Origin of the sequence: Gulbenkiania mobilis (assembly GCA_004346645.1) — a bacterium.
Classification (GTDB): domain Bacteria; phylum Pseudomonadota; class Gammaproteobacteria; order Burkholderiales; family Chromobacteriaceae; genus Gulbenkiania; species Gulbenkiania mobilis.
The window spans coordinates 400,242-427,215 of sequence record SMDA01000002.1 but is presented as its reverse complement, the minus strand read 5'-3'; the positions used below and the strand labels follow the sequence as shown (position 1 = coordinate 427,215).

Annotated in this window: 29 protein-coding genes; 11 read left to right on the top strand and 18 right to left on the bottom strand. The window is 64.3% G+C overall.

What is annotated here, in order from left to right:
- Window positions 1-44: 44 nt before the first annotated feature.
- From EV669_RS04770 to thpR, 3 genes are read left to right on the top strand one after another with little or no spacing between them, the layout of a single operon-like run.
- Window positions 45-1,082: a type IV pilus twitching motility protein PilT gene (locus EV669_RS04770; RefSeq protein ID WP_132098020.1), complete on the top strand. Its 1,038-nt coding sequence runs from the start codon at window positions 45-47 to the stop codon at window positions 1,080-1,082.
- A 52-nt stretch (window positions 1,083-1,134) separates the two neighbouring features.
- A complete protein-coding gene (locus EV669_RS04765; protein ID WP_054285606.1) occupies window positions 1,135-2,271 on the top strand; it encodes a PilT/PilU family type 4a pilus ATPase in 1,137 nt (378 codons plus the stop codon).
- An 8-nt stretch (window positions 2,272-2,279) separates the two neighbouring features.
- Window positions 2,280-2,810, top strand: coding sequence for an RNA 2',3'-cyclic phosphodiesterase (thpR, locus tag EV669_RS04760; protein ID WP_132098019.1), 531 nt, complete (start codon window positions 2,280-2,282; stop codon window positions 2,808-2,810).
- 71 nt (window positions 2,811-2,881) lie between these two features.
- Here the strand turns inward: thpR and EV669_RS04755 are convergent, their stop codons facing one another.
- The 10 genes from EV669_RS04755 to cyaY all read right to left on the bottom strand — a co-directional run bounded on the left by EV669_RS04755 (window position 2,882) and on the right by cyaY (window position 10,047).
- Entirely contained in the window at window positions 2,882-3,610 is a 729-nt protein-coding gene (locus EV669_RS04755) for an amino acid ABC transporter ATP-binding protein (RefSeq protein WP_054285604.1), read from the bottom strand.
- A gap of 5 nt (window positions 3,611-3,615) precedes the next feature.
- Complete coding sequence (locus tag EV669_RS04750) at window positions 3,616-4,281, bottom strand: amino acid ABC transporter permease (protein ID WP_054285603.1); 666 nt, start codon at window positions 4,279-4,281, stop codon at window positions 3,616-3,618.
- A complete protein-coding gene (locus EV669_RS04745) occupies window positions 4,281-5,024 on the bottom strand; it encodes an amino acid ABC transporter permease (protein WP_054285602.1) in 744 nt (247 codons plus the stop codon). The genes EV669_RS04750 and EV669_RS04745 overlap by 1 nt, the downstream gene beginning before the upstream one ends.
- Window positions 5,025-5,083: 59 nt before the next feature.
- Entirely contained in the window at window positions 5,084-5,983 is a 900-nt protein-coding gene (locus EV669_RS04740) for a transporter substrate-binding domain-containing protein (RefSeq protein ID WP_054285601.1), read from the bottom strand.
- Window positions 5,984-6,275: 292 nt separating this feature from the next.
- Window positions 6,276-7,181, bottom strand: a complete 906-nt coding sequence (locus EV669_RS04735) for a glutamate/aspartate ABC transporter substrate-binding protein (protein WP_054285600.1) — start codon at window positions 7,179-7,181, stop codon at window positions 6,276-6,278.
- A 100-nt stretch (window positions 7,182-7,281) separates the two neighbouring features.
- Window positions 7,282-8,016 carry an amino acid ABC transporter ATP-binding protein gene (locus tag EV669_RS04730; protein ID WP_054285599.1) on the bottom strand — a complete coding sequence of 245 codons (735 nt, stop codon included), beginning with the start codon at window positions 8,014-8,016 and terminating at the stop codon, window positions 7,282-7,284.
- A 130-nt stretch (window positions 8,017-8,146) separates the two neighbouring features.
- A complete protein-coding gene (gene rsmA / locus EV669_RS04725) occupies window positions 8,147-8,941 on the bottom strand; it encodes a 16S rRNA (adenine(1518)-N(6)/adenine(1519)-N(6))-dimethyltransferase RsmA (protein WP_132098017.1) in 795 nt (264 codons plus the stop codon).
- Between the two features lie 116 nt (window positions 8,942-9,057).
- Entirely contained in the window at window positions 9,058-9,459 is a 402-nt protein-coding gene (locus tag EV669_RS04720) for a YqaA family protein (protein WP_162838297.1), read from the bottom strand.
- A 26-nt stretch (window positions 9,460-9,485) separates the two neighbouring features.
- Window positions 9,486-9,692 (bottom strand): hypothetical protein, encoded by a 207-nt coding sequence (locus EV669_RS04715; RefSeq protein ID WP_132098016.1) that lies wholly within the window; start codon window positions 9,690-9,692, stop codon window positions 9,486-9,488.
- A gap of 37 nt (window positions 9,693-9,729) precedes the next feature.
- A complete protein-coding gene (gene cyaY / locus EV669_RS04710) occupies window positions 9,730-10,047 on the bottom strand; it encodes an iron donor protein CyaY (RefSeq protein WP_054285595.1) in 318 nt (105 codons plus the stop codon).
- Window positions 10,048-10,141: 94 nt separating this feature from the next.
- Here cyaY and lptM point away from each other — a divergent pair, with 94 nt between their 5' ends.
- The 4 genes from lptM to EV669_RS04690 all read left to right on the top strand — a co-directional run bounded on the left by lptM (window position 10,142) and on the right by EV669_RS04690 (window position 13,244).
- Entirely contained in the window at window positions 10,142-10,270 is a 129-nt protein-coding gene (lptM, locus tag EV669_RS04705) for an LPS translocon maturation chaperone LptM (protein WP_132098015.1), read from the top strand.
- On the top strand, window positions 10,267-11,526 hold the full coding sequence (gene lysA, locus EV669_RS04700; RefSeq protein ID WP_132098014.1) for a diaminopimelate decarboxylase: 1,260 nt from the start codon (window positions 10,267-10,269) through the stop codon (window positions 11,524-11,526). Before lptM ends, lysA begins: the two co-directional genes overlap by 4 nt.
- Window positions 11,526-12,032, top strand: a complete 507-nt coding sequence (locus EV669_RS04695; RefSeq protein ID WP_054285593.1) for a GNAT family N-acetyltransferase — start codon at window positions 11,526-11,528, stop codon at window positions 12,030-12,032. Before lysA ends, EV669_RS04695 begins: the two co-directional genes overlap by 1 nt.
- Before the next feature lie 114 nt (window positions 12,033-12,146).
- Window positions 12,147-13,244, top strand: coding sequence for an aminotransferase class I/II-fold pyridoxal phosphate-dependent enzyme (locus EV669_RS04690; protein WP_132098013.1), 1,098 nt, complete (start codon window positions 12,147-12,149; stop codon window positions 13,242-13,244).
- A 69-nt stretch (window positions 13,245-13,313) separates the two neighbouring features.
- Here the strand turns inward: EV669_RS04690 and EV669_RS14025 are convergent, their stop codons facing one another.
- The 7 genes from EV669_RS14025 to tkt all read right to left on the bottom strand — a co-directional run bounded on the left by EV669_RS14025 (window position 13,314) and on the right by tkt (window position 20,146).
- The gene (locus tag EV669_RS14025) at window positions 13,314-13,454 is read right to left on the bottom strand and encodes a hypothetical protein (protein WP_162838296.1); all 141 of its coding nucleotides are present in this window, start codon (window positions 13,452-13,454) and stop codon (window positions 13,314-13,316) included.
- 147 nt (window positions 13,455-13,601) lie between these two features.
- Window positions 13,602-14,666: a class II fructose-bisphosphate aldolase gene (fba, locus tag EV669_RS04685; RefSeq protein WP_054285591.1), complete on the bottom strand. Its 1,065-nt coding sequence runs from the start codon at window positions 14,664-14,666 to the stop codon at window positions 13,602-13,604.
- Window positions 14,667-14,733: 67 nt separating this feature from the next.
- Window positions 14,734-15,372, bottom strand: coding sequence for a LysE family translocator (locus EV669_RS04680; RefSeq protein ID WP_054285590.1), 639 nt, complete (start codon window positions 15,370-15,372; stop codon window positions 14,734-14,736).
- A 73-nt stretch (window positions 15,373-15,445) separates the two neighbouring features.
- A complete protein-coding gene (locus EV669_RS04675) occupies window positions 15,446-16,624 on the bottom strand; it encodes a phosphoglycerate kinase (RefSeq protein WP_055433820.1) in 1,179 nt (392 codons plus the stop codon).
- 4 nt (window positions 16,625-16,628) lie between these two features.
- Complete coding sequence (locus tag EV669_RS04670; protein ID WP_054285588.1) at window positions 16,629-16,958, bottom strand: YkvA family protein; 330 nt, start codon at window positions 16,956-16,958, stop codon at window positions 16,629-16,631.
- A gap of 84 nt (window positions 16,959-17,042) precedes the next feature.
- Window positions 17,043-18,053: a type I glyceraldehyde-3-phosphate dehydrogenase gene (gene gap, locus EV669_RS04665; protein WP_055433821.1), complete on the bottom strand. Its 1,011-nt coding sequence runs from the start codon at window positions 18,051-18,053 to the stop codon at window positions 17,043-17,045.
- Window positions 18,054-18,157: 104 nt separating this feature from the next.
- A complete protein-coding gene (gene tkt, locus EV669_RS04660; RefSeq protein ID WP_054285586.1) occupies window positions 18,158-20,146 on the bottom strand; it encodes a transketolase in 1,989 nt (662 codons plus the stop codon).
- Between the two features lie 200 nt (window positions 20,147-20,346).
- Between tkt and EV669_RS04655 the strand changes: the two genes are divergently transcribed.
- Complete coding sequence (locus tag EV669_RS04655; RefSeq protein WP_054285585.1) at window positions 20,347-21,090, top strand: BPSS1780 family membrane protein; 744 nt, start codon at window positions 20,347-20,349, stop codon at window positions 21,088-21,090.
- A gap of 32 nt (window positions 21,091-21,122) precedes the next feature.
- Here EV669_RS04655 and EV669_RS04650 read toward each other — a convergent pair whose 3' ends face one another.
- A complete protein-coding gene (locus EV669_RS04650; protein ID WP_132098012.1) occupies window positions 21,123-21,593 on the bottom strand; it encodes a GNAT family N-acetyltransferase in 471 nt (156 codons plus the stop codon).
- A gap of 73 nt (window positions 21,594-21,666) precedes the next feature.
- Here EV669_RS04650 and parC point away from each other — a divergent pair, with 73 nt between their 5' ends.
- Genes parC through EV669_RS04635 form a run of 3 tightly spaced genes read left to right on the top strand, consistent with a single transcriptional unit; the run spans window position 21,667 to window position 26,857 of the window.
- Entirely contained in the window at window positions 21,667-23,988 is a 2,322-nt protein-coding gene (gene parC / locus EV669_RS04645) for a DNA topoisomerase IV subunit A (protein WP_132098011.1), read from the top strand.
- On the top strand, window positions 23,985-25,526 hold the full coding sequence (locus tag EV669_RS04640; protein ID WP_318271317.1) for a two-component system sensor histidine kinase NtrB: 1,542 nt from the start codon (window positions 23,985-23,987) through the stop codon (window positions 25,524-25,526). The genes parC and EV669_RS04640 overlap by 4 nt, the downstream gene beginning before the upstream one ends.
- On the top strand, window positions 25,523-26,857 hold the full coding sequence (locus EV669_RS04635) for a sigma-54-dependent transcriptional regulator (protein WP_132098010.1): 1,335 nt from the start codon (window positions 25,523-25,525) through the stop codon (window positions 26,855-26,857). The genes EV669_RS04640 and EV669_RS04635 overlap by 4 nt, the downstream gene beginning before the upstream one ends.
- Window positions 26,858-26,974: the final 117 nt, after the last annotated feature.

The following is a 26,974-nucleotide window of genomic DNA, read 5'->3' as shown; positions in this document are numbered from 1 at the left end:
CCATGCCGTACGAGCCGGCACGGCCATGCAACGGGAGATTATAGATGGAAATTTCCGAGCTCTTGGCTTTCACGGTCAAGAACAAGGCCTCCGACCTGCACCTGTCGGCCGGCCTGCCGCCGATGATCCGCGTGCACGGGGACGTGCGGCGCATCAACCTGCCGCCCCTGGCCCACCATGACGTGCACGACATGGTGTACGACATCATGAACGACTACCAGCGCAAGATCTTCGAGGACACGCTCGAATGCGACTTCTCGTTCGAACTGCCCGGCATTGCGCGCTTCCGGGTCAACGCCTTCATGCAGAACCGTGGCATGGGTGCGGTGTTCCGGGTGATTCCGTCCAAGGTGCTGACACTGGAGCAACTGGGCGCGCCCAAAATCTTCGAGGATATCGCCAAGTTTCCCCGTGGCCTGGTCTTGGTGACGGGTCCGACGGGCTCGGGCAAGTCCACCACGCTGGCAGCGATGATCGACTACATCAACGACAACCAGTACGCGCACATCCTGACGGTGGAAGACCCGATCGAATTCGTCCACGAGAGCAAGAAGTGCCTGATTAACCAGCGCGAGCTCGGCCTGCAGACACACAGCTTCGCCAATGCGCTGCGTTCGGCGCTGCGTGAAGACCCGGACGTGATCCTGATCGGCGAAATGCGCGATCTGGAAACGATCCGCCTGGCGATGACCGCGGCGGAAACCGGCCACCTCGTCTTCGGCACGCTGCACACCAGCACGTCCGCCAAAACGATCGACCGGATCGTCGACGTGTTCCCTGCAGGCGAGAAGGAAATGGTGCGCTCGATGCTGTCCGAGTCGATCCGGGCGGTGATCTCCCAGACGCTTCTCAAGACCAAGGACGGCAGTGGCCGGGTGGCAGCGCACGAGATCATGCTCGGCACACCGGCGGTGCGCAACCTGATCCGCGAGAACAAGATTGCCCAGATCAACAGCATGATCCAGACCGGCCAGCAACATGGCATGCAGACGCTGGACCAGTGTCTGCAGGAGCTGGTGCGCCGCAATGTGGTCTCGCCTATCGAAGCCCGGCAGAAGGCCAGCAGCAAGGACGCTTTCTAAGATCCCCACCCCGAACCGGCAGGCCCGGCCTGCCGCCTGAAGGAGCCCCGCCATGGAGAAGGACCAGGCGTCAAAGTTCATCCACGACCTGCTCAAGCATGCCATCGCCAAGAGTGCGTCGGACATCTTCATCTCGGCCGACTTCCCGCCGGCGATGAAGATCGACGGCAAGATCACTCCGGTGGCTCCGCAGGCGCTGACGTCCCAGCACACCAAGGAACTGGTACGCTCGGTGATGAACGATCGCCAGACCGAGGAGTTCGAGTCCCACAACGAAGCCAACTTCGCGATCAGCCCGCCGGGCATCGGCCGCTTCCGTGTCAGCGCTTTCATGCAACAGGGTGCGGCGGGGATGGTGCTGCGCCGGATCAATACCGAAATCCCCACTATCGACGGACTGGGCCTGCCCGAGGTGCTGAAAGACATCGCCATGATCAAGCGCGGTCTGGTGATCTTCGTGGGCGGGACCGGTTCGGGCAAGTCCACCTCGCTGGCTTCGCTGGTGGACTGGCGCAACAGCCACGCGCAGGACCATATCATCACCATTGAGGACCCGATCGAGTACGTACACCCGCACAAGAAGTGCATCGTCACGCAGCGTGAGGTGGGAGTAGATACCGACGACTGGGATGTAGCACTCAAGAACACCCTGCGGCAGGCGCCGGATGTGATCCTGATGGGCGAGATCCGCGATCGGGAAACGATGGGCTACGCCCTACAGTTTGCCGAGACCGGCCATCTGTGCCTGGCCACGCTGCATGCCAACAACGCCAACCAAGCGCTGGACCGCATCCTTAACTTCTTCCCTGAGGAGCGGCACCAGCAGGTGCTGATGGATCTGTCGCTCAACATGCGCTCGATCATTTCGCAGCGTCTCATTCCGCGCAAGGGTGAGCGCGGCCGGGTGGCGGCGGTGGAGATTCTGCTCAACAGCCCGCTGGTGGCTGACATGATCTTCAAGGGCGAGGTGGCTTCGCTCAAGGACGTGATGGCCCGTTCTCGCGAGGGCGGCATGCAAACCTTCGACCAAGCGCTCTTCGACCTCTATGAGAACGGTCTGATCAGCTACGAGGACGCGCTGCGCAATGCGGACTCGGTAAACGATCTCCGGCTCAAGATCAAGCTCTACAGTGAGAGTGGCAAGGGGGCCGGTGCGCTGGACAGCATCGACCATCTGGACATCCTGTAGGCAGACCCATGCGTCTTTTCTTCGCCGTCTTGCCCGATGCTGCCCTGCGAAAAGCCCTCACCCGGTGGGTGCAGCCGGCTTTGCTGCAGGACGCGGGCGGACGCGGCAGCGCTTCGGCCAACCTGCACCTGACCCTGGCCTTTCTCGGGGAAATCGCGGCGACGCGGCTGCCGGTACTGCAGACGCTGGCGCAACGGGTGGCGGAAGCCGCCACTGCGCACGACTGGCTGCTCGATCACACCTCGGTGTGGAAAAACGGCATCGGCCTGGTAGCCGGCCCCTGCCCCACAGCGCTGGCAAGGTTGGCCGAAGGGTTGAAACAGGCACTTTCGGACGCCGGCTTTGCCATCGAAGCGCGCCGCTATAGACCGCACATCACCCTGCTGCGGCAAGGCCGTCCACAGCCGTACCAGGCCCTGGAGTCCCGGCTATGCCTGAGGGTGGATCACCTGGCGCTGGTGGTGTCGGAAAACGGCCCGCAAGGCGTGCGCTACCGAACGCTCTTCCAAGTGGCCTTCCCACCCGGCCCCGCAGCGTAGTCCATGAAAAACGCCGCCCCGAGAGGCGGCGTTTCACGTGGAACCCTGTCCAGGCAGGTTCTGCGTGGCGGTCAATGCTGCAGGATCTTGGACAGGAACTGCTGGGCACGCTCAGAGCGCGGGCTGCCAAAGAAGGATTCCTTGTCGCAGTCCTCTACGATGTGGCCCTTGTCCATAAAGATGACGCGATGCGCCACACGGCGTGCAAAGCCCATCTCGTGCGTCACGCACATCATCGTCATGCCTTCCTGTGCCAGTTCGGTCATCACGTCCAGCACCTCGTTGATCATCTCCGGGTCGAGCGCCGAGGTCGGTTCGTCGAACAGCATGGCCACCGGGTCCATGGCCAGGGCACGGGCGATTGCCACACGCTGCTGCTGCCCGCCGGAAAGCTGACCGGGGTGCTTGTGGGCATGCGCCTTCAGACCGACGCGGTCCAGATACATCAGGCCCTTCTCCATGGCTTCCTCCTTGGAGCGGCCAAGCACCTTGGTCTGGGCAATCGTCAGATTGTCGGTGATGGTCAGGTGCGGAAAAAGCTCGAAGTGCTGGAAAACCATGCCCACGCGCGCGCGCAACTTGGGCAGGTTGGTCTTGGGGGCGCCCACCGAGATGCCGTCGACGATGATCTCGCCTTTCTGGAAAGGCTCGAGCGCGTTGACGCACTTGATCAACGTGGACTTGCCCGAACCCGACGGGCCGCACACCACCACCACTTCACCCTTGGCCACCTGCGTGCTGCAATCGGTCAGCACCTGAAAGTCGCCATACCACTTGTTGACGTTCTGGATCGAAATCATTGCGCTCATACCACCAACCTCTTCTGCAGGCGCTTCACGATGTACGAAGCGCAGTAACTGATCACGAAATAAACGGCCCCGGCAAAAATCAGGAACTCATGCGGCTGGCCGAGGATGTCCCCGCGCGAGCGGGCGCTATTGAGAAAATCCATCAGGCCGACGGCGTACACCAGCGAGGTGTCCTGGAACAGGATGATGCTCTGCTGCAGGAGCAGGGGCAGCATCTTGCGGAAGGCCTGTGGCAGGATGACCAGACGCATGGCCTGACCGTAAGTCATGCCCAGCGCGTAGGCGGCATTGACTTGGCCGCGCGAGATCGCCTGAATGCCGGCACGCACGATCTCGGCATAGTAGGCCGCCTCGAACATCATGAAGGCTACCAGGCACGAAGCGAACGCGCCCACCGGAACAAAATCACCGGTGATCCAGTTGAGCAGCATCGGCACCGCCAAGTAGAACCAGATGATGACCAGCAGCAGCGGGATGGAGCGGAAGTAGTTGACGTATGCCTTGGCCAGGCCCGAGAGGAAGGCGTTGCTCGACAGACGGCCCAGGGCGATGAAGGTGCCCAGTACCACGCCGCCTAGGACGGCCATCACCAGTAGCTTGAGGGTGACGACCATGCCCTCCATCAGGGCAGGCAAGGCCGGAACGATCTGACTGAAGTCCATCACTTGCCTCCTACCATCAGGCCGGGCACCCGTACACGGCGCTCAACCCAGCCCATGAACACCATCAGGCTCATGTTGAGCACGAAATAGATCAGCGTCGCCAAGGTGAAGGCCTCGAAGATGTTGGCCGAAAACTCTGCCGTCTGGCGGGTCTGGGCCAAGAGTTCCATCAGGCCAATCAGCGAGGCTACCGACGAGTTCTTGAAGACGTTGAGGAACTCGCTGGTCAGCGGAGGGATGATGATGCGGAAAGCTTGCGGCAGCAGCACGTGACGATACACCTGCACCAGGTTGAAACCGACCGCCAGGCCGGCATACGCCTGGCCACGCGGCAGCGCCTGAATGCCGGTGCGCACCTGCTCGCAGACGCGGGCAGCGGTAAAGAGCCCCAGGCATACCACCACCGACACATAGGCGGACGTGGCCGGGCTCAGGTCCTGCTTGAACCAGGTCTGCAGCCCTTCAGGCAGGTAGTCGGGTACCAGGAAGTACCAGATGAACAGCTGCACCAGCAGCGGTACGTTACGGAACAGCTCGACGTAGGCGGTGGCAATGCCAGCGACCAGACGGTTGGGCACCGTCCGCATCACGCCCAGCACCGCACCCAGGATGAGTGCGATGATCCATGCTACCAGGGCGACGGCAATCGTCCATCCCAGACCGGAAACGAACCAGTCCAGGTAGATCTCCTGCCCCACTCCGGTGGACTTGAAGAAAACACCCCAGTCCCAGTTGTAATTCATTCCTCTCTCCACATGAAAGGGGGCGAGTGCCGCCCCCTTCTGACCCGCTCACTCGCCGTTCAGCGCCCGGCCGGCTGATCGTTCGGCTTCCGGATGAGCGCCCGCCATTCAGGCGACATCGGGAAATTCATGTTAAGCCCTTTGGGCGGAATCGGCTGCATGAACCACTTCTGGTAGATGCGTTCTATTTCACCCGAGGCATACACGGCCTTCAGCGCCTTGTCGACCACGGCCTTGAAGGCCGTGTCGCCCTTGCGCACCATGCAACCGTAAACCTCACGCGACTGTGGAGTGCCCGTGACGATCCAGTCTGTCGGTACCCGCGCCTTGGCGCGTTCACCGTACAGCATGGCATCGTCCGACATGAAGGCGGCCACCCGTTGGGTCTCCAGCATCAGGAAGGCTTCACCGTTGTCCTTGGCGGACACGATGTTGAGCCCCATGTTGGCGTCGGCATTCATCTTGCGCAGGATGCGCTCGGATGTGGTGCCGGCCGCTACCACAACGTTCTTGCCCTTCAGGTCGGCAAAGTCGCGGATGCCGGAGGCCTTGTGCGTCATCAGGCGGGTGCCGATCGAGAAGATCCCGACCGAAAAGTCCACCTGCTGGGCGCGCTCGGCATTGTTGGTGGTGGCGCCGCACTCCAGGTCGATGGTGCCATTGACCAGAAGCGGAATCCGTGTCTGGCCGGTCACCAGCGCGTAACGGACGGCGATGTTGGGTCGTCCCAGTTCCTTGCGTACGGCCTCGACCACCTTGCCTGCAAGGTCGATCGAATAACCGGCCGGCTTGCTGCCGTCGGCAAGATAGGCAAAGGGGATTGCGGAATCCCGGTGACCGATGACGATCGTTCCGGAGTCGGCAATTTTCTTGAGCGTGCCGGTCGGGGCGGCAGCCCCTGCTGGCGTGGCGATCGCGGCTGCCAGACAGGCAGCCAGACAGAGCTTGGGTGAGCGCATAAGGCATACTCCGTAACAAGGCACAACACAATGCAGGGCGCCGGCTGGCGTCCTGCCGCTTGCTTCGGAATGGCTGGGTTCCCCGCCCTTTTGTCCGTGGTGCGGAACAGGGTTTATTGTGGGAACGCTTCTCCTTGTGCGTCGCTTCCTCTTGGCCACCGGCAAGGGTGGCGGTGCAACAGTCTGATCGAGTTTCGCTCAAAAACCCTCTACCGGCTTTTGACCTGACGCAAAGTCTATGGCCCGGCACGGCCTTAACCGTACCGGGCCAAGTGTCTGGCCGTCCGGCGCCTTACATCTGCTCGGCAGACTTGTCGGTCGGCTTGGCCACCAGCTGCTTGAACTCCTCGGACATCGGGAAGTTCAGGTTCAGCCCCTTGGGCGGAACCGGGCTCATGAACCACTTGTTGTAGATCTTGTTGATCTCGCCGGACTTGTAGACCGCCTTGATGGCATCGTCCACCGCCTTCTTGAACTGGGCATCCCCCTTGCGCACCATGCAGCCGTAGATCTCGAACGATTGCGGCTTGCCAGTCACCACCCAGTTGGCCGGGTTCTTGGCCTTGGCCATTTCACCGTACAGCAGGGCATCGTCCATCATGAAGGCAGCGGCGCGGCCGGACTCCAGCATCAGGAAGGATTCGCCGTGGTCCTTGGCCGAGATGATATTCATGCCCATCTGCTTCTCGGCGTTCATGGCCTTGAGCAGGCGCTCGGAAGTGGTGCCCGCGGTGGTCACCACATTCTTGCCCTTCAGGTCCGGGAAGTCCTTGATGCCCGAGGTCTTGGCGGTGAGCAGGCGCGTGCCGATCTCGAAGATGCCCACGGAGAAATCCACCTGCTTCTGGCGTTCCAGGTTATTGGTGGTGGAACCGCACTCGAGATCGACGGTACCGTTCTGCACCAGCGGGATGCGGGTCTGCGAGGTGACCAGGTTGTACTTCACCTGCAGGTTCGGCATCTTCAGGTCTTTTTTGAGCTTCTCCACCACCTTCAGCTGCAGGTCGTGCGAATAGCCGATCGGCGCCTCGCTGCCAGCCAGGTACGAGAACGGGATCGACGCATCGCGGTGTCCCAGCACGATGGTGCCGGAATCCTTGATCTTCTTGAGGGTGCCGGTCAGTTCCTCGGCCATGGCCGGAGCTGCGATCAGTGCGCCGAGTGTTGCAGCGGCGATCAGTCGAGTGTGAAAACGCATGGGGGTTTCTCCTTGTGGGTCTTGCTGGTTGGCCGGCACTGCACGCACCGGCCGGCTTGCTACGGTATTTCCTGTTATTCGGTATCGGTCCTGCAGGGCCTCAGTTCATCGGGGTCAGCAGCTGGCGCAGGAACTGCTGCGCACGCTCGTGCTGCGGCCGCATGAAGAACTCTTCCGGCGGAGCTTCCTCGAGGATGCGCCCGTGATCGACGAAGACCACACGGTCGGCCACCTCGCGGGCAAAGCCCATCTCGTGCGTGACTACCATCATGGTCATCCCGCTTTCGGCCAGGTCCTTCATCACCTTGAGCACTTCACCGATCATTTCCGGGTCGAGCGCCGAGGTGGGTTCGTCGAACAGCATCACCTGCGGCTGCATCGCCAGACCACGGGCGATAGCCACGCGCTGCTGCTGCCCGCCGGAGAGCTGCGCCGGGAAGGCGTCCTTCTTGTGCGCCAGCCCTACGCGCTCAAGGAGCTCCTCGGCCCGTTTCTCGGCGGCCACCCGCTCCATTTTCTTCACCCGCATCGGCGAGAGGGTGATGTTGTCCAACACCGACAGATGCGGGTACAGGTTGAAATGCTGGAACACGAAGCCGACCTCGGCGCGCAGCGCGTTCAGGTCGGTCTTGGGGTCGGTGACGTTCTTGCCGTCCACCCAGATTTCGCCCTCGTTGATGCTTTCGAGCTGGTTCACGGTACGGATCAGCGTGGACTTGCCCGAACCGGACGGGCCGCAGACCACCACCACCTCGCCCTGCGCTACCTGCAGGTCGATGCCGTTGAGCACGTGCAGGTCCTTGAACCATTTATGCACATTGATGAAACGAATCATGCCGATCTCTCGCAGGTTGGGTCAGCGCGGCGGCTCGTGCGCCGCGTTCGTCTGGTCAATGCCGACCCTAAGGCCGGCCAGAAACGGAGTGTGCAAACATTCGCCACCGGAGGCAAGGCGCAGTGCACCATCAAGCCCCTGATTTACCGTGTTTTTTGCCCAAGTGGTTGGAGAGGCGCACATAGTCCTCCACGGGCAGGTTCTCGGGCCGCAGACCCGGGTCGATGCCCAGCGCGGCAAAGTCGGCCTCGTCGGCCAAGCCCTTGAGGTTGTTGCGCAGCGTCTTGCGCCGCTGGGCGAAGGCGCGGCTGACGGTGTCCTCCAGCCTCGCCTCGTCGTCGGCCACGCCAGCACGGCCCGGCAGCGGGATCATCCGCACCACGGCCGAATCCACCTTGGGCGGCGGCCAGAAGGCATCCGGCGGCACGGCCAGAATCTCCTCCATCTCGAATCGATACTGCAGCATCACCGATAGCCGGCTGTAATCCGCGCTGGAGGGTGCCGCCACCATGCGGTCCACTACTTCCTTCTGGAGCATGAAGTGCATGTCGGTGACACGTTGGCCGAAGCCCGCCAGATGGAAAAGCAGGGGCGTAGAGATGTTATAGGGCAGGTTGCCCACGATCTTGAGCGGACCCGGCCCCACGCTGGCGAAATCGAACGCGAGCGCGTCGCCGGCATGGATGGTGAGCCGCTCGGGCGGGAATTCCGAACGCAGCCGCTCAATGATGTCACGGTCGATTTCCACCACGTGCAAGTGGTCGAGCCGGTCCAGCAGGGGGCGGGTGATGGCGCCGAGGCCCGGGCCGATCTCGATGACGGTGTCGGCGCGCTCGGGACGCACCGCACGCACGATGTCCTCGATCACCCGCGTGTCCTGGAGGAAATTCTGGCCGAACCGTTTGCGGGGAATATGCTGGGTCATATAAAGAAGCAGGGTTTTTGGCGGATTGTAAACCCCGGCAAAGGGTTTTTACCAATCGGGCGGACGCCAGAAGGTTGGCCGAAGCATGATCCGCCCCACGCAGGCTTAAGGCCGCATTATTGCCACGCTTCCACCAGCCGGATCAGCACGAAATAGCGCACACCCTTGCCCAGCAGGATCCACACCGCAGACGAGAGCCATGGCAGGCGCAGCCACCCTGCCGCCAGTGGCAAGGCGTCGCCGATGAAGGGCACCCAGGCCAGGAACAACACCGAAGGGCCGAAACGCCGGAAAGCCTGGGCGGTGCGTGCCGGCAGGGGGCGGGGGGGCACCATGCGGCCCATACCGTAGCTGACGAGGCTGCCAGCGCCGTTGGCCAGCGTGGCCACGAGCCAGGCCGACCACATCCAGGCGGGCCAAGCATGCACAAAGGCCCCCAGCGCGATTTCGGAGTTTCCGGGCAGAAGGGTGGCGGAGACGAAAGCCGACAGCGCCACCCCTGCAAGGGCGGCCGGGATCGGATCCAAGCGCGGGCGTCCTCCGGTCAGCGCTCGTCGTCACCGAGCTGGTGGACGACGGTCAGGGTAAGGGTGGAAGCAATGAAGAACAGGCCGATGGTCATGAAGGCTTTCCACGCGAGCGCGGAATCCTGCACCACGTCCCAGATCATGGCCAGGCCCAGCAACAGGCCGACCACGATGCTGACGATGCAGATCGTGAAACACACAGAACGCACACTGGCGAGCTTCATCATTGAGAATCTTTCCTGAGGCGGGACGGACGGCCGTTCAGCGTTCGAAGGCAATCTCCTCGCCGGAGGCCTCCTCTACCAGCAGGGTCAGCGTTTCCCAGAAATCGCTGCCGCCGCGGGTGTTGCGCCATGCCGTGCCATCGTGGGCAAAATGAAAACCGCCGCTCCGGGCCGCCAGCCACATTTCCTGGTTGGGGCCGTGCCGGTTGACGACGATGTGCTGGCCGTTGTCGAAGGCAATGTCGAGCACCCCGCCGTTGAGGGTGTAGTCGGCATCCAGACCAGCCTCGTCGATGGCGTTCTGGATGGTCTCGAGCATGCGGTCGGTAAGGTCGAGAAATTCGCTTTCGGTCATCGGTGCTCCTGCCGGGTGGAATGCGGGACAAGCCGGTGGGCGCTGGCTTCCGGCTTTGCTAGTATGGGGATTTTGCCATACTCGGTACCATACCATGCGACGCCTTGCCCTCTTCGCCCTGCTTGCCACCCTTCTTGCCGGGTGTGGCTACAAGGGCCCGCTCTACCTCCCCGACACCACCCCCAACGCCTCGGCTGCCGGCCAGAAAGCGCCGACGCCATGAGCCAGCTGGATTACCACAACGACACCCTCACGTTCGGCGGACAAGCGCTCACCGCAATTGCCGAACGCTTCGGCACGCCGTGCTACGTCTACGCAGAGCGCGTGCTTACCGAGGCGTACACGGCCTACCGGGACGCCTTTGCCTCGCTCGACCCCCTGATCTGCTATGCAGTCAAGGCCAACGGCAACCTGTCGATCCTGCAGCATTTTGCGCGCCTGGGGGCCGGCTTCGACATCGTTTCAGGGGGCGAATTGGCCCGCGTGTTGGCCGCAGGGGCTGATGCGGCGAAGGTGGTGTTCTCCGGGGTGGGCAAGACAGCGGACGAGATGCGTATGGGCCTGGAGGCGGGCATCCACTGCTTCAACGTGGAATCGGTCAACGAGCTGGTGCGTCTCAACCAGGTAGCCGGCGAGATGGGACGCCGCGCCCCGGTCAGCCTGCGGGTGAACCCGGATGTGGACGCGCAGACGCATCCTTACATCTCCACCGGCCTGAAGGACAACAAGTTCGGCATCGCCTTCGACACCGCCTTCGACGTATACCGCGAGGCCGCCGCCCTACCGCACCTGGACGTGGTGGGCATCGATTGCCATATCGGCTCGCAACTGACCGACGTCACCCCTCTGATCGATGCGCTGGACCGGCTGCTGGCACTGGTGGACCGGCTGGCCGAGGCTGGCATCGTGCTGCGCCACCTGGACATCGGCGGTGGCGTGGGCATCCGCTACACCGACGAAACCCCACCCGATCTGCAAGGCTACGCCGATGCCGTGGCACAACGCTTGGCCGGGCGTCCCCTGCGGCTGGTGATGGAACCGGGCCGCTCACTGGTGGGCAATGCGGGCGTACTGCTGACGCGGGTGGAGTATCTCAAGCTCGGCGAAGCCAAGAACTTCGCCATCGTGGACGCGGCCATGAACGACCTGTTGCGCCCGTCTCTCTACGCCGCTTATCACCAGATCGTACCGGTGGTGCGCCATGCCCATCTGCCACCGATGAAGGTGGATGTGGTGGGCCCGGTGTGCGAATCGAGTGATTTCCTCGGCAAGGACCGCACGCTGGCGGTGAAGGAAGGCGATCTGCTGGCAGTGCTGTCGGCCGGAGCCTACGGCTCCACCATGGCCAGCAACTACAACACGCGCCCCCGTGCGGCCGAAGTGCTGATTGGTATCGACGGACAACCGCGTCTGGTGCGGGCCCGGGAAACGCTGGAGGCACTGCTGGCCAACGAACGCGCCCTCCTGGAGACGCACTGATGACCGCCCTGCCCGCTTCGGCCAACCTTGGGCTCGTCGTGCGACGGCTCGACCCCGCCAGCGAGTCCGACCGCGCCCATCTGGTAGCCCTGACCGATGCCTACGCCCGCGATCCCATGGGCGGTGGCGACGGCCTTTCGGAGCATGCCCGGGCACACCTTGCGGAGGCGTTCGCCGCGCATCCTGCCACCTTCGCCCTGCTGGCCGAGCGCAACGGCGAGCCGGTGGGGCTGGCATTGTGCGTTCTCGGCTTTTCCAGCTTTTACGCGGCACCCACGGTGAACCTGCACGACATCTCGGTGACGCCTCAGGCACGTGGTACCGGCGTGGGCCGGGCCCTTCTTGCCGCGGTGGAAGCCGAAGGCAGCGCACGCGGCTGCGCCAAGGTCACGCTGGAGGTCCGGCCCGACAATCGTGTCGGCCGGCAGCTCTACGAAAGCCAGGGCTTCGAGCTGTCGGCTCTGGGCGGGGCCGCGTACCTGATGATGGAAAAGAAGCTGGTCTGAAGTGAGCGGCCCCGGCCGCTTGCCGGCCGGGCATAACCTTAGTGCCGCAAGGTCGGGTCCGGCGTGCGAGGCTTGGTTAGAATCGGAAGTCCCTTCCGCTGCCTGGTGCTCCCCATGTCCCGCTTCGCTTCTCATTTGGCCGACCACACCATCGTCAACCCCTTCCCCGGCCTGGTCCGGCTGGAACAGACCATCGGGCGTCCCGTCACGGTCCGCATCGGCTCCAACGAGAGCGTCGCCGAACCGACCAGCCCGCTGGCAGCACGCTTCGGCCCGGCCTTGGCCGAACTGGCCCGCACCTACCCCGACCCTTACGCCCAGGTGCTGCGGGCTCGCCTGGCGGCACTGGCAGGCGTGGCACCGGAGGAAGTGCTGGTGGATACGGGCGCCGACAGCCTCATCCTGCTGGCGCTGCGACTTTTCTGTGCGCCGGGCGATACCGTTGTCACCAGTGCCGGCACCTACCCTACTTTCCGCTATTTTGCCGAGGGCTGCGGCACCCGGATCGAGGAAGTGCCGTATCACGAGGCACAGGGACTGCGTCGCCCCGACCTGGCGGGTCTGGCCGAGCGCGCCCGAGTCCGACAGGCACGCCTGGTGTACCTGGCCAACCCCGACAACCCCACCGGCTGGAACGCCTCGGGCGATGCTATCCGTACGCTGGTCGAGGCGCTGCCCGAGGACTGCACGCTGCTGCTGGACGAGGCGTACAGCGACTTCTGCATAGAGACAGCTGACCGACCGCTGGCCGGTGTACTGCCAGGCGCCTTCCGCCTGCGTACGCTGTCCAAGGCCTACGCCTTGGCGGGCCTGCGCGTGGGATACGCCGTGGCGCCGGCAGGCTGGATCGGCAAGGCCGATGAGATCCGCCCACAGTTTGCGGTGTCATCGGTGGCACAGGCGGCCGCGGCCGCCGTGCTGGACGAGCCGACGTATTCGGCACGCCTGGTGAGCAACACCGTACAATTGCGCCAGACCCTGGAGCGGGTCCTGTCGGACCGGGGCCTGCAGGTACTGCCTTCGTGGACCAACTTCGTCGCCATCCGTTACGACAGTGCCGCCACTGCGGCTGCCCGGCAGCAGGCCCTCTGGGCAGCGGGCGTGGCAGTGCATAGGCCACCTCATCCGGCCATGCAGGATCTCCTGCGGGTTACGGTCCATCCCGATGCGCTGCAGACCAGCATCCTGGACGGCCTTTGCCCGACGCGCTGAAACGGCCCGGTCCGCAGGGTTGGCCGAAGCGACGGCTACGGTGAGGCTCTGTATGCAGGGGTCAAGGGCTCACGGGGCTTGTTCGTCGTTCTGGTCCCGTTTGCCGTGGCCGATAAACATAATCCACAGATGGAAACCCAGCCCGGCCAGCGGTACCACCGCCAGCAGGACGACAAAGAACCATTCGAGGGGAGAAAGAAGTTCGCTCATGGGCAGAGTGTAAGCGCCCCGTGAAAGGCACGCCAAGACGGGTACAGACCTGCCTGGATGCCAAGACGCAAAAAGCCGCCTACTGGCGGCTTTTTCACACCCCAACCCTTGCGCCCCGTCCAGGCAGCGAAGCGGCCCTGAGGCTTGTTATTTCACGATCTGCGCCAGTTCGCCCTTGGCATAGCGGTTGGCCATGGTATCCAGGTTGATCGGCTTGATCTTGCTGGCCATGCCGGCGGCGCCGAAGGCCTCATAGCGGGCAATGCAGATGTCACGCATCGCATCGGTGGATACCTTCAGGAATTTGCGTGGGTCAAACTCCTTGGGGTTCTGGGCCAGGAAGCGGCGCACCGCTCCGGTGGAGGCCAGGCGCAGGTCGGTATCGATATTCACCTTGCGCACGCCGTGCTTGATGCCTTCGACGATCTCTTCCACCGGCACACCGTAGGTCTCGCCAAGGTCACCGCCGAATTCGTTGATGATCTGCAACCATTCCTGCGGCACGCTCGACGAGCCGTGCATCACCAGATGGGTGTTGGGAATGCGCGCATGGATTTCCCGGATACGGTCGATGCGCAGCACATCGCCAGTGGGACGCTTGGTGAACTTGTAGGCGCCGTGGCTGGTGCCGATGGCGATGGCCAAGGCATCTACACCGGTATCCTTCACGAAACGGGCAGCTTCTTCCGGGTCGGTCAGCAGCTGGCTGTGATCCAGCGTGCCCTCGGCCCCGATGCCATCCTCCTCGCCAGCCTTGCCGGTTTCCAAGCTGCCCAGGCAGCCGATCTCACCCTCGACGGACACGCCGCAGGCATGGGCAAAGTTGACCACGGTGCGGGTGACATCGACGTTGTAGTCGTAGTCGGCAGGTGTTTTGCCGTCGGACTTGAGCGAGCCATCCATCATCACCGAGGAGAAGCCCAGCTGGATCGAGCGCTGGCACACGTCCGGGCTGGTACCGTGATCCTGGTGCATCACCACCGGAATGTGCGGAAACTCCTCGACCGCTGCCAGAATGAGGTGGCGCAGGAAGGGGGCGCCGGCGTATTTACGGGCACCGGCCGAAGCCTGCACGATCACCGGAGCATCGACCTTGTCGGCCGCTTCCATGATGGCGCGCATCTGTTCCAGGTTGTTGACGTTGAACGCCGGCAGGCCATAACCGAATTCGGCGGCATGATCCAGCAGTTGGCGCATCGAAACGAGTGCCATGCTTAACTCTCCAGTCACAAGAAATGCGCCGCCCGCAGGCGACGCATGATAACGAACGGGTTGGGGGTCAGGCGCGGCTGACGGTGGTCAGCGCTACGCCTGCGGCGGTAAACGAGCCGCCGGCAAAACGGTTCATCAGTCGCAGCCGCACCGGGCTGTTCAGCCAGCCACGCAGGCGGGCGCCACCGGCGGCATAGGCAAACTGCCAGCTGGACTCGATGACGTAAAAGGTGCCGGCCAGCACCAGCAGTTGCGGCATTTGCGGGGCCTGCGGGTTCATGAACTGCGGAAAGAGCGCAGTGAAGAACACGAAGGCCTTCGGGTTGCTCATGGCGACCAAGAAACCGGTGCGGAAGCGCTGCCAGCCAGTGCCTGCCTCAGCCACGGCGGCCTCGCTGTCCTCTGGTCCGGACAGGGGTGTGGGCGGCGCGCGCCAGGTCTTGATGCCCAGCCAGACCAGATAGGCCGCCCCGGCATACTTGATCACCGAGAACAGCAGTTCGGAGGCAGCCAGCACAGCCCCGAGCCCAGCCGCCGAGCCACCCATAATCAGGCCCAGGGCAGTCAGCAGGCCAGCGATCGTAGGCAAGGTGCGGCGCACCCCGAAGCGGATGCCGTGCGTCATGGCAAGCAGCATGTTCGGGCCGGGGGTGGCCGAAACGAAAAACACCGTCACCACGAACACAAGCCAGGTATTGAGCGACACGGCACCCTCCTTGAGGGGGACAAGGCCCCAGTCTATGTCAGCGGCCGGGCAGGCGCCAGAAGGCGCCAGCGCCTCAGCCGGCTGCGCGCTCCGCCAGGATGGCCACGGCCGGCAGCTCCTTGCCTTCCAGGAATTCCAGGAAGGCACCGCCACCGGTCGAGATGTAGCTGATCTTCTCGGTGACGCCGAACTTGGCGATTGCCGATAAGGTGTCGCCCCCGCCGGCAATCGAGAAGGCTTGCGACTGGGCAATCGCTTCGGCCAAGGTGCGGGTACCGCTGGCGAACTGCTCGAATTCGAACACCCCCACCGGGCCGTTCCACACCACCGTGCCGGCCTGGGCAACGATCTCGGCAAGCGCACGGGCGGACTCCGGGCCGATGTCCAGAATCATGTCGTCGCGCGTCACCGCGCCGACCGGCTTGAGCGTGTCTTCGGCGTTTTCCGAGAATTCGGGTGCCACCACCACATCGGTGGGGAGGGGCACGTCCCCACCGCGGGCGCGGATCTTCTCGATCACCTTCTTGGCCTCCCCGACCAGTTCCGGCTCGGCCAGGCTCTTGCCGATGCCGTGGCCTTCAGCCAAGAGGAAGGTATTGGCAATGCCACCGCCCACGATCAGCTGGTCGACCTTGTCGGCCAGGCTTTCGAGGATAGTGAGCTTGGTCGAGACCTTGGAGCCGGCGACGATGGCCACCAGCGGGCGGGCGGGTGCTTCCAGCGCCTTGCCCAGTGCATCGAGCTCGGCAGCCAGCAACACGCCTGCGCAGGCCACCGGTGCGAAGCGAGCCACCGCATGGGTGGAGGCCTCGGCCCGGTGGGCGGTACCGAAAGCATCGTTCACGAATACGTCGCACAGGCCGGCATAGGCGCGGCCCAGTTCCTCGCTGTTTTTCTTTTCGCCCTTGTTGAGGCGAACATTCTCCAGCATCACCACATCACCCGCTGCCAGCGACAGCCCGGACTGCCAGGCGTCCACCACACGCACCGGCTGCGCCAGAAGCTGGGCCAGGCGCTCGGCCACCGGGGCCAGGCTGTCCTCGGGCTTGGGTTCGCCTTCGGTCGGTCGGCCCAGGTGCGTCATGAGAATCACGCTGGCACCTGCCTTCAGGCAGTGCAGGATGGACGGCAGGCTGGCGCGGATGCGGGTGTCGTCACCGATCACACCGTTCTTGACCGGCACGTTCATGTCCACGCGGATCAGCACGCGCTTTCCGGCCAGATCTTGTTCAACCAGTTTCTTGAATTGCACGGAATCACTCTCCAAACCAACGGCGCAGCGTCTCGTCCGCTCGGGCCCTGACGCTGTCGTCGATGTACATCGCCACCATTCCCACGGCAGCGGCCAGGGCACCCAGGTCATCGCTGTAGCCGGCCAGCGGCACCACATCCGGGATGGCATCGGCCGGGAAGATGAAATAACCGAGAGCACCGATGATGACGGTGCGGGCCCATACCGGGAGCCTGGGCTGCTGCAGTGCGTAGAAGAGCCAGAGGGCCTTTTCCACCACCTCACGACCGGCCACCCGCGCGAAACGGGTGAGTTTGTCCCAGAAGCCTTCTTCCGAATAGTGCTTTTCGCTCATCGTATCTTCCCGGAACACAACGGAAAACGGGCCGGCCTTAGGCCGATCCCGCCTGGCGCGGGCCTGCACAGCAGGCCCGTCGGATCACACCTGGAACATGGCGCGCGCGGTACGCAGCATCTGCTGGCAGAAACCCCACTCGTTGTCGTACCACGCCAGGACCTTGACCATGTTGCCGTTGGACACCTTGGTCAGGGTGGCATCGAAGACCGAGCCCTCGGTGCTGTGGTTGAAGTCGGTAGAAACCAGCGGCAGGGTGTTGTAGCCCAGGATACCCTTCATCTTGCCTTCGGCCGCTTCCTTGACGATGGCGTTGACCTCGTCGACGGTGGTATCGCGACCGGCTTCGAAGGTGAGGTCCACCAGCGAGACGTTGATCGTCGGCACACGCACTGCGAAACCGTCAAGTTTGCCCTTCAGTTCGGGCAGCACCAGACCCACAGCCTTGGCCGCGCCGGTCTTGGTGGGGATCATGTTCTCGGTGGCCGAGCGGGCGCGGCGCAGGTCCTTGTGGCGTACGTCGGTCAGTACCTGGTCGTTGGTGAAGGCGTGAATGGTGGTCATCAGGCCCTTCTTGATGCCCAGCGCGTCGTTGAGTGCCTTGGCCACCGGAGCCAGGCAGTTGGTGGTGCACGAAGCGTTGGAGACCACGGTCATGGCAGCGGTCAGGGTGTCGTGGTTCACGCCGTAAACGATCGTGGCATCCACATCGTCACCGCCCGGGGCGGAGATCAGCACCTTCTTGGCGCCAGCATCGATATGGGCCTGGCACTTCTCCTTGCTGGTAAACGCGCCGGTACACTCCAGTACCAGGTCAACGTTCAGCGCTTTCCACGGCAGTTCGGCCGGGTTGCGGGTGGAGAAGAACGGGATCACGTCGCCGTTGATGATCAGGTTCTTGTCATCGTGACTGACTTCCGCAGCGAAACGGCCGTGCACGGTGTCGAACTTGGTCAGGTGTGCGTTGGTGGCCAGGTCGCCCGAGGCGTTGACGGCCACGATCTCGAAGTCGCCCCGCAGGTTGTATTCGTAGATGGAACGCAGGGCCTGACGGCCGATACGGCCGTAGCCGTTGATAGCGACGCGAATGGTCATGTGCTTCTTCTCCCGGTGAGGCAGGGCACCGGCTGCTGCCGGTGCGATCTTTCAGAATGCGAGGTAAAGGTGTTGCAAGACCCGCGCGGAGGCGGGTCTTCGTTTCAGGCGAGGAGCGCGCGGGTGCGGGCGACCACGTTTTCGACGGTAAAGCCAAACTCGCGGAACAGCACCGGTGCCGGGGCGGATTCGCCAAAGTGGTCGATGCCCACCACGTCGCCTTCCAGTCCGACATACTTGCGCCAGAAGTCGGTGACGCCGGCTTCGATCGCCAGGCGCGGCACGCCCAGGGGCAGCACTTCGGCCTGATAGGCCTTATCCTGCCGGTCGAAGACGGTGGTGGCCGGCATGGAGACCACACGCACCGCAACGCCTTCGGCGGCCAGGGCTTCCTGGGCTTTGAGAGCCAGCTCCACTTCAGAACCGGTGGCGATCAGCACGGCCTGTGGCGTGGTCACGTCCCGCAGCACGTAGCCGCCCCTACGGATGCCTTCCAGCTGGGCGGCATCACGGGTGACAAAGGGCAGATTCTGGCGGCTGAAGATCAGGCAGCTGGGGTGATCCTTGGCCGAAAGCGCCTCGGCCCAGGCCACCAGAGACTCCACCGTGTCGCAGGGGCGCCATACCGCCATGTTCGGAATCATGCGCAGCGTGGCGATCTGTTCGATCGGCTGATGGGTGGGGCCATCCTCGCCCAGGCCGATGGAGTCATGGGTGAAGACGAAGACCGGGTTGATCTTCATCAGCGCGGCCATGCGCAGGGCGTTGCGGGCGTATTCGCTGAACATCAGGAAAGTGGCACCGAACGGCTTCAGGCCACCATGCAGTGCCAGGCCGTTCATGATGGCGGCCATGCCAAACTCACGCACACCGTAATGGATGTAGTTGCCCCCTGTTTCACGTGAAACAGGTTTGGCAGTGGGCCAGTTGGTGAGGTTGGACGGTGTCAGGTCGGCCGAACCGCCCACCAGCTCGGGCAGGATCTCGGCAAAGGCAGCGATGGCGTTCTGCGAGGCCTTGCGGGTGGCAATGGTCTCGGCCTTCTCGTTGACCTGGGCAATCTTGGCGGCCACATGCTCGGCCCAGCGCGGGGGCAGCTCGCCCTGCATGCGGCGGGTGAACTCGGCAGCGAGTTCCGGATACGCTTGCGCATAGGCCCCGAACAGCGTAGTCCAGGCGCTTTCCTCGTTGAGACCGCGCGGGCGGCAGTCCCAGGCGGCGTAGATCTCGTCGGAGATCACGAACGGCTCGTGCAGCCACTTGAGATGGCCGCGAGCGGCCTCGATTTCGAGCGCGCCCAGCGGTGCGCCATGCACGTCGTGTCCGCCCTGCTTGTTGGGCGCACCGTGGCCAATGACGGTCTTGCAGCAGATCAGTGTGGGTCGGTCGGTGCTTTTCTTCGCAGTTTCGATGGCAGTGGCGATCTCGACCGGGTCGTGCCCGTTGACGTTGCGGATCACCTGCCAGCCATAGGCCTCGAAGCGGGCCGGGGTGTCGTCGGTGAACCAGCCCTCCACGTCGCCGTCGATGGAAATGCCATTGTCGTCGTAGAATGCGACCAGCTTGTTGAGGCCCCAAGTCCCCGCAAGCGAACACGCCTCGTGGCTGATGCCCTCCATCAGGCAGCCATCACCCAGAAACACCCAGGTGCGATGGTCGACGACGGTGTAGCCGTCACGGTTGAACTCGGCCGCCAGAATCTTCTCGGCCAGCGCCATCCCCACAGCATTGGTGATACCCTGGCCCAGCGGTCCGGTGGTGGTCTCCACGCCAGGCGCGTAACCGTATTCGGGGTGGCCCGGCGTGCGCGAGTGCCACTGGCGAAAGGCTTTCAGGTCCTCGATGGTCAGGTCGTAGCCGGAGAGGTGCAAGAGGCTGTAGAGCAGCATCGAACCATGGCCGTTGGAGAGCACGAAACGGTCGCGGTTGGGCCAGCGGGGGTTGGACGGATTGTGCTTCAGGTGATCGCGCCAGAGCACTTCGGCGATGTCCGCCATGCCCATGGGTGCGCCGGGGTGGCCGGATTTGGCTTTTTCCACCGCATCCATCGACAGGAAACGGATCGCGTTGGCAAGCTCGGTTCGGGTGACCATGTCGGGGAAAACCTCAGATTGTGAAGAACCGGAAGCGGGAGCTGGAGCACCGGCCCCAACCCTCGAAAAATCAGCCGATTATCGCCGATTTTGCCCCTCGCCGGCAACCGAGCCGGGGCATGCCCCCTTGACGCCGGGCACGCTTTCGGCCAACGCTCTGCAGTTTTCGCCCATCGTCCGCTCCGCGAGGTTCCACCCCCATGGCCGCACCCTTTGCCGATCCCCTGCCCGTTCACCAGCACGTTCCCGCCCGTCACGGCTGGCGCTGGATCGTACAGGCCTTCTATCTGGTCCGCGAGCAGCCGGTCACCTGGGCGATGTTCGCGCTTGCCTACATCGCCCTGCAGGTGGTGTTGAGCATGGTGCCGGCCCTGGGGATGGCCGGCATGCTGCTCGCACCGGTGTTCGGCGGCAGCTTCGTGCTGGCGGCCCAGAAGACCGAGCGTGGCGAGCCCTTGCGCCGCGCCGACTTCCTGACAGGGCTGCGCCAGCATGGCCTGTCCTTGGCTGCGGTTGGCGCGCTCTACAGTGTGCTGCTGATGCTGGGACTGGTGGCCCTAGAACTGCTGCTGACGCTGGCCGCCCCCGGCTTGGTGGAGCGCCTGGCGGCAGAGGATGCCGCCACGCTAGCCGCGAGCGACCTCATCCCGGTAATGATCGGGGCCACCGTGGTGGTGTTCGTGGTCAACCTGGCCTACTGGTTTGCCCCCGCTGCAGTGGTACTGGCGCGGCTGAACGCCTTCCAGGCACTACGGGTGAGCTTTCGTGCCGGGCTGACCAACTGGCTGGCCATCCTCGTCTACAGCGTGATGCTGTCGCTGTTGCTGTTCCTGGCCCTGCTGCCACTCCTGCTGGGTCTGCTACTGTGGTTCCCGGTGCTGTATGCCAGTGGCTACACTGCCTGGCGCGACGTGTTCGGCAACGGGCTGCCCCAGCGCTGCTGAGGAACGCAGCCCGACGGGGTCCGCGCCCCCGGTCAGGCCCTGCCGGCGGAGCGCAGCATGTCCTCGTGGAGGATGCCGCCGTCGTCGTAGGGTTCGGACACCCTCCTGAAGCCGAAACTCTCATAGAAGCTCCGGGCATTCACCTGCGCCGAAAGGCCGATCTCCACTCCTGGCCAGGCCGACTCGGCCGCCTCCAGGGCCTGCTGCATTAGCAGCCGACCCAGCCCGGTGCCGCGCACCGAAGCATCCACCACCACGCGGCCGATAGCGACGGCCCGGTCCAGCTTGATGCCAGGCGGCAGAAGCCGTGCATAGGCAAGCAAGTGCCCTTCGGGGCTGCGGCCGCTCAGGTGCAGGGCCTGCTGGTCCAAGCCGTCCAGGTCGCCATAGATCGATTGCTGCTCCACCACGAACACCCGGTCCCGCAGGGCCAGCACTTCGTAGAGGGCCTGTGGGGTAAAACCGTCGAACGGGTGGCAGGCCCACGCAAGGGGTTGCCCCATAGTAGAATTCCCTCATCTGTGATCGAACGAACATAACACGTCACGCCCTCCGGCGGACCGAATCCCCCTCTTTATGAACAGCGAAGACCTTTTCAGCGACGAAAGCAACGACCCGCAGGGTGGGCATGGCGAGTGGATTGCGCTCGACCAGTACGCCGAGCGCGCCTATCTCGAATACGCGATGAGCGTGGTCAAGGGCCGCGCCCTGCCGGAAGTATCGGATGGCCAGAAGCCGGTCCAGCGGCGCATCCTGTACGCGATGCGCGACATGGGCCTGACAGCGGGCGCCAAGCCGGTGAAGTCGGCGCGCGTGGTGGGTGAGATTCTCGGCAAGTACCATCCGCACGGCGACAGCTCGGCCTACGAGGCGCTGGTGCGTATGGCACAGGATTTCACCCTGCGTTATCCGCTGATCGACGGCCAGGGCAACTTCGGCAGCCGTGACGGCGACGGTGCAGCGGCCATGCGCTACACCGAAGCCCGGCTCACCCCGATTGCCGAGTTGCTGCTGTCGGAAATCGACATGGGCACGGTGGACTTCGTGCCCAACTACGACGGGGCTTTCCAGGAGCCGCAGCGTCTGCCTGCACGCTTGCCGATGGTGCTGCTCAACGGTGCCTCGGGCATTGCCGTGGGGCTGGCCACCGAGATTCCGCCGCACAACCTCGGTGAAGTGGCCTCGGCATGTATCGCTCTCTTGGACAACCCCGAACTGACCACCGCCGAGCTGATGGCCCACGTGCCCGGACCCGACTTCCCGGGCGGCGGCCAGATCATCACGCCACCCGAGGATATCCGGCTGGCCTACGAGGGCGGACGCGGCTCGGTCCGCGTACGGGCACGCTGGGAGGTGGAAAAGCTGGCCCGCGGACAGTGGCGTGCGATTGTGACGGAAATGCCCCCGGGGGCCAGCGCACAGAAGGTGCTGGCAGAGATCGAGGAAGCCACCAATCCCAAGGTCCGCCCCGGCAAGAAGGCGCTCAGCACCGAGCAGCAGAATCTCAAGAGCCTGATGCTTTCCATTCTCGACCGGGTGCGGGATGAATCGGACGGCGAGCATCCGGTACGGCTGGTGTTCGAACCGAAGTCCAGTCGTCAGGACCCGGACGAGTTCATGAACGTGCTGCTTGCGCAGACCAGCCTCGAAAGCAACGTGCCGATGAACCTGGTGATGATCGGTCTGGACGGCCGACCCGGGCAGAAGGGGCTGAAGGCCATCCTTCAGGAGTGGCTGGAATTCCGCCATATCACCGTCACCCGCCGGCTGGAGCACCGATTGGGCCAGGTGGGACGCCGCATCCACATCCTCGAAGGGCGGATGATCGTCTTCATCCACATCGACGAGGTGATCCGCGTCATCCGCGAGTCGGACGAACCCAAGCCAGAGCTGATGAAGGCTTTCGGCCTGACTGACCTTCAGGCCGAAGACATCCTGGAGATCCGGCTGCGGCAGCTGGCGCGGCTGGAAGGCTTCAAGCTGGAGAAGGAGCTGTCGGAGCTGCGCGACGAGCGCGAGAAGCTGCAGGCCACACTCGACAGCCCCGCCGCCCGGCGCCGCCTGATCATCCGCGAACTGAAGGCAGACGCGCAGAAATACGGGGACGTGCGACGCACCGAGATTCGCCCGGCTGAACGTGCCGTGCTGACCCAGACCGTGGCCGACGAGCCGATCACCGTCATCCTGTCGCAGAAAGGCTGGATCCGCGCCCGCATGGGCCACCACATCGACACCGCTACGTTATCGTTCAAGGACGGTGACGCACTGGCCAGCGTGGTGGAAACACGAACCGTGTGGCCCGTGATCGTCCTCGACACCCACGGCCGGGCCTACACCGTGGACAGTGCCGACGTCCCCACCGGGCGGGGTGATGGTGTGCCGGTCGCTTCCCTGATAGGCCTGCAGGACGGTGGCAAACCGCTACATCTGCTCAGCGGGCCGGACAGCGCACGCTTTGTGGTGGCGGGCAGTGCCGGTTACGGTTTTGTCGCCCGCATCGGTGATATGGCCGGTCGGGTGAAGGCCGGCAAGGCCTTCCTCGCACTGGACGAAGGCGAGACGCTGCTGCCACCGGTCGCGGTGCCCGCTTCGGCCAACCCTGACAGCCTGCGACTGGTCACCGCCAGCTCCGCGGCGAAGGTGGTGGCCTGGCCGCTGTCCGAGCTCAAGGAGATGGCCAAGGGGCGTGGCCTGCTGCTGATGGCGCTTGAGACCGGCGAAACGCTGTCTGCCGTGGGCGTGGTCAGCGGTGAGAAAGCTGTGCTGGACACCACCTCACCACGCGGCAAGAGTGCGGAGGAAAAGCTGGCGCTGAACGACTATCTTGGCAAGCGCGGCAAGAAGGGCAAGCCCCTACCCCGCAAGCTGACAGTGCACGCCATCCGTCAACCTGAATGATGGTCTCCCTCCGCCGCGTCCGCAGCCCGTCTCTAGACGTATACAACGCCTTCCGCGCCGCCACCGTGGGCGTGCTGGTAGCGATGTCGTTGCTGCGTGGCGGAGACAACCAGCCGCTGGTGTCGGGCGGCAATGCGCTCTACGGTTGGGCGGCGGGCTATCTGGTGGCGATCGCCGCTTCATTCGGACTGGGCCGCAGCCGACTGGCGCAGCCATTGCAGCTGACGCTGGCCGTGGCCACCGATGTGGGCATGCTGACCGGGCTGATTGCCCTCAACGGTGGAGTACGCAGCGGCTACGGCGTGCTGTTGCTGCCCTTCCTGGCCATCAGTGGCCTGCTGTCGTCGGGCCGGCACGCGCTGTTCTACGCGGCGCTGGCCACGGTGGCGCTGCTGGGCTACACCGGCTACGAGCTGGTGCGGGACCTGGCCACTCCGGCGGAACTCTTTCAGAGCGGCTTGCTGGCCCTGGCGGGCTTCGTGGTCAGCGTGGTCACCTACCAGTTGGGCCGGGTGGCACGCGAGTCCGAAGCGCTGGCCCAGCGCCAGGGCAACGAGATCGTGCAACTCAACCGGCTCAACGCCTTGGTGCTGGAAACACTGCGTGAAGCAGTGTTGGTGCTGGACGACCAGGGACAGGTCTGCCAGTTCAACCATGTGGCGGCCAACTTCCTGCCCGAGTTGGGTCGCGGGCAGCGTCGGCCGGAGCTGGTGGCGCTGGTGGAACGCTGGCAGCGCAGCCCGGACCCTTCGGCCAACCTTGCCGTCGAGCGCCTGGTGCGCGGACGGCAACTGGTGGGTGAGCTCATCCCCATCGTGCAGGACAACAACCGGCGACTAGTGCTGTTCCTGCGCGACCAAGCGGACCAGGCCAAGGAAGCGCGCCGCGTAAAGCTGGCCGCCTTAGGCCGCCTGACGGCCAACATCGCTCACGAAATCCGCAACCCCTTGGCAGCGATCAGCCATGCAGGCGAGCTCTTGGCCGAAACCGCCGACGATGCCGGCAGCGCCCGGCTGACGCGCATCGTGCGCGACAATGCCCTGCGCATCGACACGCTGGTGGAGGAAGTACTGGCACTTAACCGGCGAGACCGGCTGCGGCCCGAGGCCATCGCGCTTGCCCCTTTCCTGACCGGTCTTGTCGACGAATTCGGCGTGGCACAGCCGGACGCTGCCGGGGCCATCGTGGTGGAAGTGCCTGACACCCCGGTGGCGGTCGCCTTTGATCGCGGCCATCTCACCCAGATCCTTTTCAACCTGCTGCGCAACGCTTGGCGGCACGGCAGCCGGCAAACCGGCGCCGTCCGCCTGCGGGTAGAGGCCGAACCGGACCGTGCCCACCTGTCGGTACTCGATAACGGGCCAGGCGTGAGCGAGGACGCCCAGTTGCACCTGTTCGAACCCTTCTTTACCACCGACAGCCAGGGCACAGGCCTTGGCCTCTACATCGCCCGCGAGTTGGCCGAAGCCAACGAAGCCTGGCTGGACTACGTGCCGCCCAGCGGCCATTTTCGACTCACCTGCCGGTACGCCCCATGAAACGCACGGCCTCCCAACGCGTACTCGTCGTCGATGACGAGGCTGACATCCGCGAACTGCTGGACCTGACACTCACCCGCATGGGGCTGGTGGTGACCACCGCCGGTAGTGTGGCCGAGGCCCTCGCAGCGCTCGATGGAGCCGGCCCCTTCGACCTGGCGCTGACCGACATGCGCCTGCCGGATGGGGAAGGCCTCGCCGTGGTAGAAGCCATCACCCGGCGCAATCTGGACATCCCGGTGGCGGTGATCACCGCGCACGGCAGCACGGAAAACGCGGTGGCCGCCATGAAGGCCGGTGCCTTCGACTACCTGCAGAAGCCGGTCAGCCTGGCCCATCTGCGCGCACTGGTCGGGGGCGTGCTGCGGGTGGAGCGCCCAGCACGCACCGAAGGCGGTGCCCGGCTGTACGGCGAGTCGCCCGCGATGCTGGAGATACGGGCGCTGATCGAACGGGTGGCGCGTACCCAGGCGCCGGTGTACATCCGCGGCGAGTCGGGCACCGGCAAGGAACAGGCCGCACGGCTGATCCACGCCTCCGGTCCGCGCGCCGCTGGACCGTTCGTGCCGGTGAACTGTGGCGCGATCCCCGACAGCCTGATGGAGAGCGAATTCTTCGGCACGCGGCGTGGCGCGTTCACCGGCGCCGACCGCGACCGGGAAGGATTTTTCCAGCAGGCTTCGGGCGGCACGCTGTTCCTCGACGAAGTGGCCGACCTGCCGCTGTCCATGCAGGTGAAGCTATTGCGTGCCCTGCAGGAAAAGAAAGTGCGCCGGCTGGGCGCCACCAGCGAGGAAGCCACCGACGTGCGCATCCTGTGTGCAACACACAAAGACCTGGCCGCGCAGGTGAGCGGTGGTGCGTTCCGCCAGGACCTTTACTACCGGCTGAACGTCATCAGCCTGACGATGCCGCCACTGCGCGAACTGCGGGAGGATCTGCCGCGCTTCGTCGACATGCTGCTGGAGCGCTATGGGGTGTCAGGGCCCCGGCCACGGCTGACGCCGGCCGCGCTGCAGCTGCTGCTGGGATACAACTACCCCGGTAACTTCCGCGAGCTGGAAAACATCATCGAACGCGCCGTGGCGCTGGCCACCGGCCCGGAGATCGGCCCGGACGCACTGCAGCTCCTGCCGGTGGAGGACGATGTCCCCTCGCCTCCCGCCCTGGCCGGCGGCGAAAGCCTGCAGGACTATCTGGACCGGGTGGAACGTGAAGTTCTCCTCAAGGCGCTGGACACCACCCGCTACAACCGCACCCAGGCGGCCAAACGGCTGGGTATCAGCTTCCGCTCGCTGCGCTACCGGCTGGAACGCCTCGGCATCAAGTAAGCCGCCTGACCGGTTCGCCCCGCGCGTCACGCTGACGCAGGTCAAACACGGTTCCGTTTATTTGCGAATGGTTCGCATTATTGTGTAATGTAGCGTCCGTTCCCATCCTTCCAACAT

What these genes read in the sequence shown, in the direction of transcription:
- EV669_RS04765 (WP_054285606.1), top strand. Translation starts at nt 1,135, where the DNA reads ATGGAGAAGGACCAGGCGTCAAAGTTCATCCACGACCTGCTCAAGCAT.
- parC (WP_132098011.1), top strand. Translation starts at nt 21,667, where the DNA reads ATGAACAGCGAAGACCTTTTCAGCGACGAAAGCAACGACCCGCAGGGT.
- EV669_RS04745 (WP_054285602.1), bottom strand. Translation starts at nt 5,024, where the DNA reads ATGAATTACAACTGGGACTGGGGTGTTTTCTTCAAGTCCACCGGAGTG.
- EV669_RS04735 (WP_054285600.1), bottom strand. Translation starts at nt 7,181, where the DNA reads ATGCGTTTTCACACTCGACTGATCGCCGCTGCAACACTCGGCGCACTG.
- EV669_RS14025 (WP_162838296.1), bottom strand. Translation starts at nt 13,454, where the DNA reads ATGAGCGAACTTCTTTCTCCCCTCGAATGGTTCTTTGTCGTCCTGCTG.
- thpR (WP_132098019.1), top strand. Translation starts at nt 2,280, where the DNA reads ATGCGTCTTTTCTTCGCCGTCTTGCCCGATGCTGCCCTGCGAAAAGCC.
- EV669_RS04650 (WP_132098012.1), bottom strand. Translation starts at nt 21,593, where the DNA reads ATGGGGCAACCCCTTGCGTGGGCCTGCCACCCGTTCGACGGTTTTACC.
- EV669_RS04770 (WP_132098020.1), top strand. Translation starts at nt 45, where the DNA reads ATGGAAATTTCCGAGCTCTTGGCTTTCACGGTCAAGAACAAGGCCTCC.
- gap (WP_055433821.1), bottom strand. Translation starts at nt 18,053, where the DNA reads ATGACCATTCGCGTCGCTATCAACGGCTACGGCCGTATCGGCCGTCAG.
- EV669_RS04750 (WP_054285603.1), bottom strand. Translation starts at nt 4,281, where the DNA reads ATGGACTTCAGTCAGATCGTTCCGGCCTTGCCTGCCCTGATGGAGGGC.
- EV669_RS04670 (WP_054285588.1), bottom strand. Translation starts at nt 16,958, where the DNA reads ATGAGCGAAAAGCACTATTCGGAAGAAGGCTTCTGGGACAAACTCACC.
- EV669_RS04640 (WP_318271317.1), top strand. Translation starts at nt 23,985, where the DNA reads ATGATGGTCTCCCTCCGCCGCGTCCGCAGCCCGTCTCTAGACGTATAC.
- fba (WP_054285591.1), bottom strand. Translation starts at nt 14,666, where the DNA reads ATGGCACTCGTTTCGATGCGCCAACTGCTGGATCATGCCGCCGAATTC.
- cyaY (WP_054285595.1), bottom strand. Translation starts at nt 10,047, where the DNA reads ATGACCGAAAGCGAATTTCTCGACCTTACCGACCGCATGCTCGAGACC.
- EV669_RS04715 (WP_132098016.1), bottom strand. Translation starts at nt 9,692, where the DNA reads ATGAAGCTCGCCAGTGTGCGTTCTGTGTGTTTCACGATCTGCATCGTC.
- EV669_RS04655 (WP_054285585.1), top strand. Translation starts at nt 20,347, where the DNA reads ATGGCCGCACCCTTTGCCGATCCCCTGCCCGTTCACCAGCACGTTCCC.
- rsmA (WP_132098017.1), bottom strand. Translation starts at nt 8,941, where the DNA reads ATGACCCAGCATATTCCCCGCAAACGGTTCGGCCAGAATTTCCTCCAG.
- EV669_RS04690 (WP_132098013.1), top strand. Translation starts at nt 12,147, where the DNA reads ATGTCCCGCTTCGCTTCTCATTTGGCCGACCACACCATCGTCAACCCC.
- lptM (WP_132098015.1), top strand. Translation starts at nt 10,142, where the DNA reads ATGCGACGCCTTGCCCTCTTCGCCCTGCTTGCCACCCTTCTTGCCGGG.
- EV669_RS04755 (WP_054285604.1), bottom strand. Translation starts at nt 3,610, where the DNA reads ATGATTTCGATCCAGAACGTCAACAAGTGGTATGGCGACTTTCAGGTG.
- EV669_RS04695 (WP_054285593.1), top strand. Translation starts at nt 11,526, where the DNA reads ATGACCGCCCTGCCCGCTTCGGCCAACCTTGGGCTCGTCGTGCGACGG.
- EV669_RS04635 (WP_132098010.1), top strand. Translation starts at nt 25,523, where the DNA reads ATGAAACGCACGGCCTCCCAACGCGTACTCGTCGTCGATGACGAGGCT.
- EV669_RS04730 (WP_054285599.1), bottom strand. Translation starts at nt 8,016, where the DNA reads ATGATTCGTTTCATCAATGTGCATAAATGGTTCAAGGACCTGCACGTG.
- tkt (WP_054285586.1), bottom strand. Translation starts at nt 20,146, where the DNA reads ATGGTCACCCGAACCGAGCTTGCCAACGCGATCCGTTTCCTGTCGATG.
- lysA (WP_132098014.1), top strand. Translation starts at nt 10,267, where the DNA reads ATGAGCCAGCTGGATTACCACAACGACACCCTCACGTTCGGCGGACAA.
- EV669_RS04740 (WP_054285601.1), bottom strand. Translation starts at nt 5,983, where the DNA reads ATGCGCTCACCCAAGCTCTGTCTGGCTGCCTGTCTGGCAGCCGCGATC.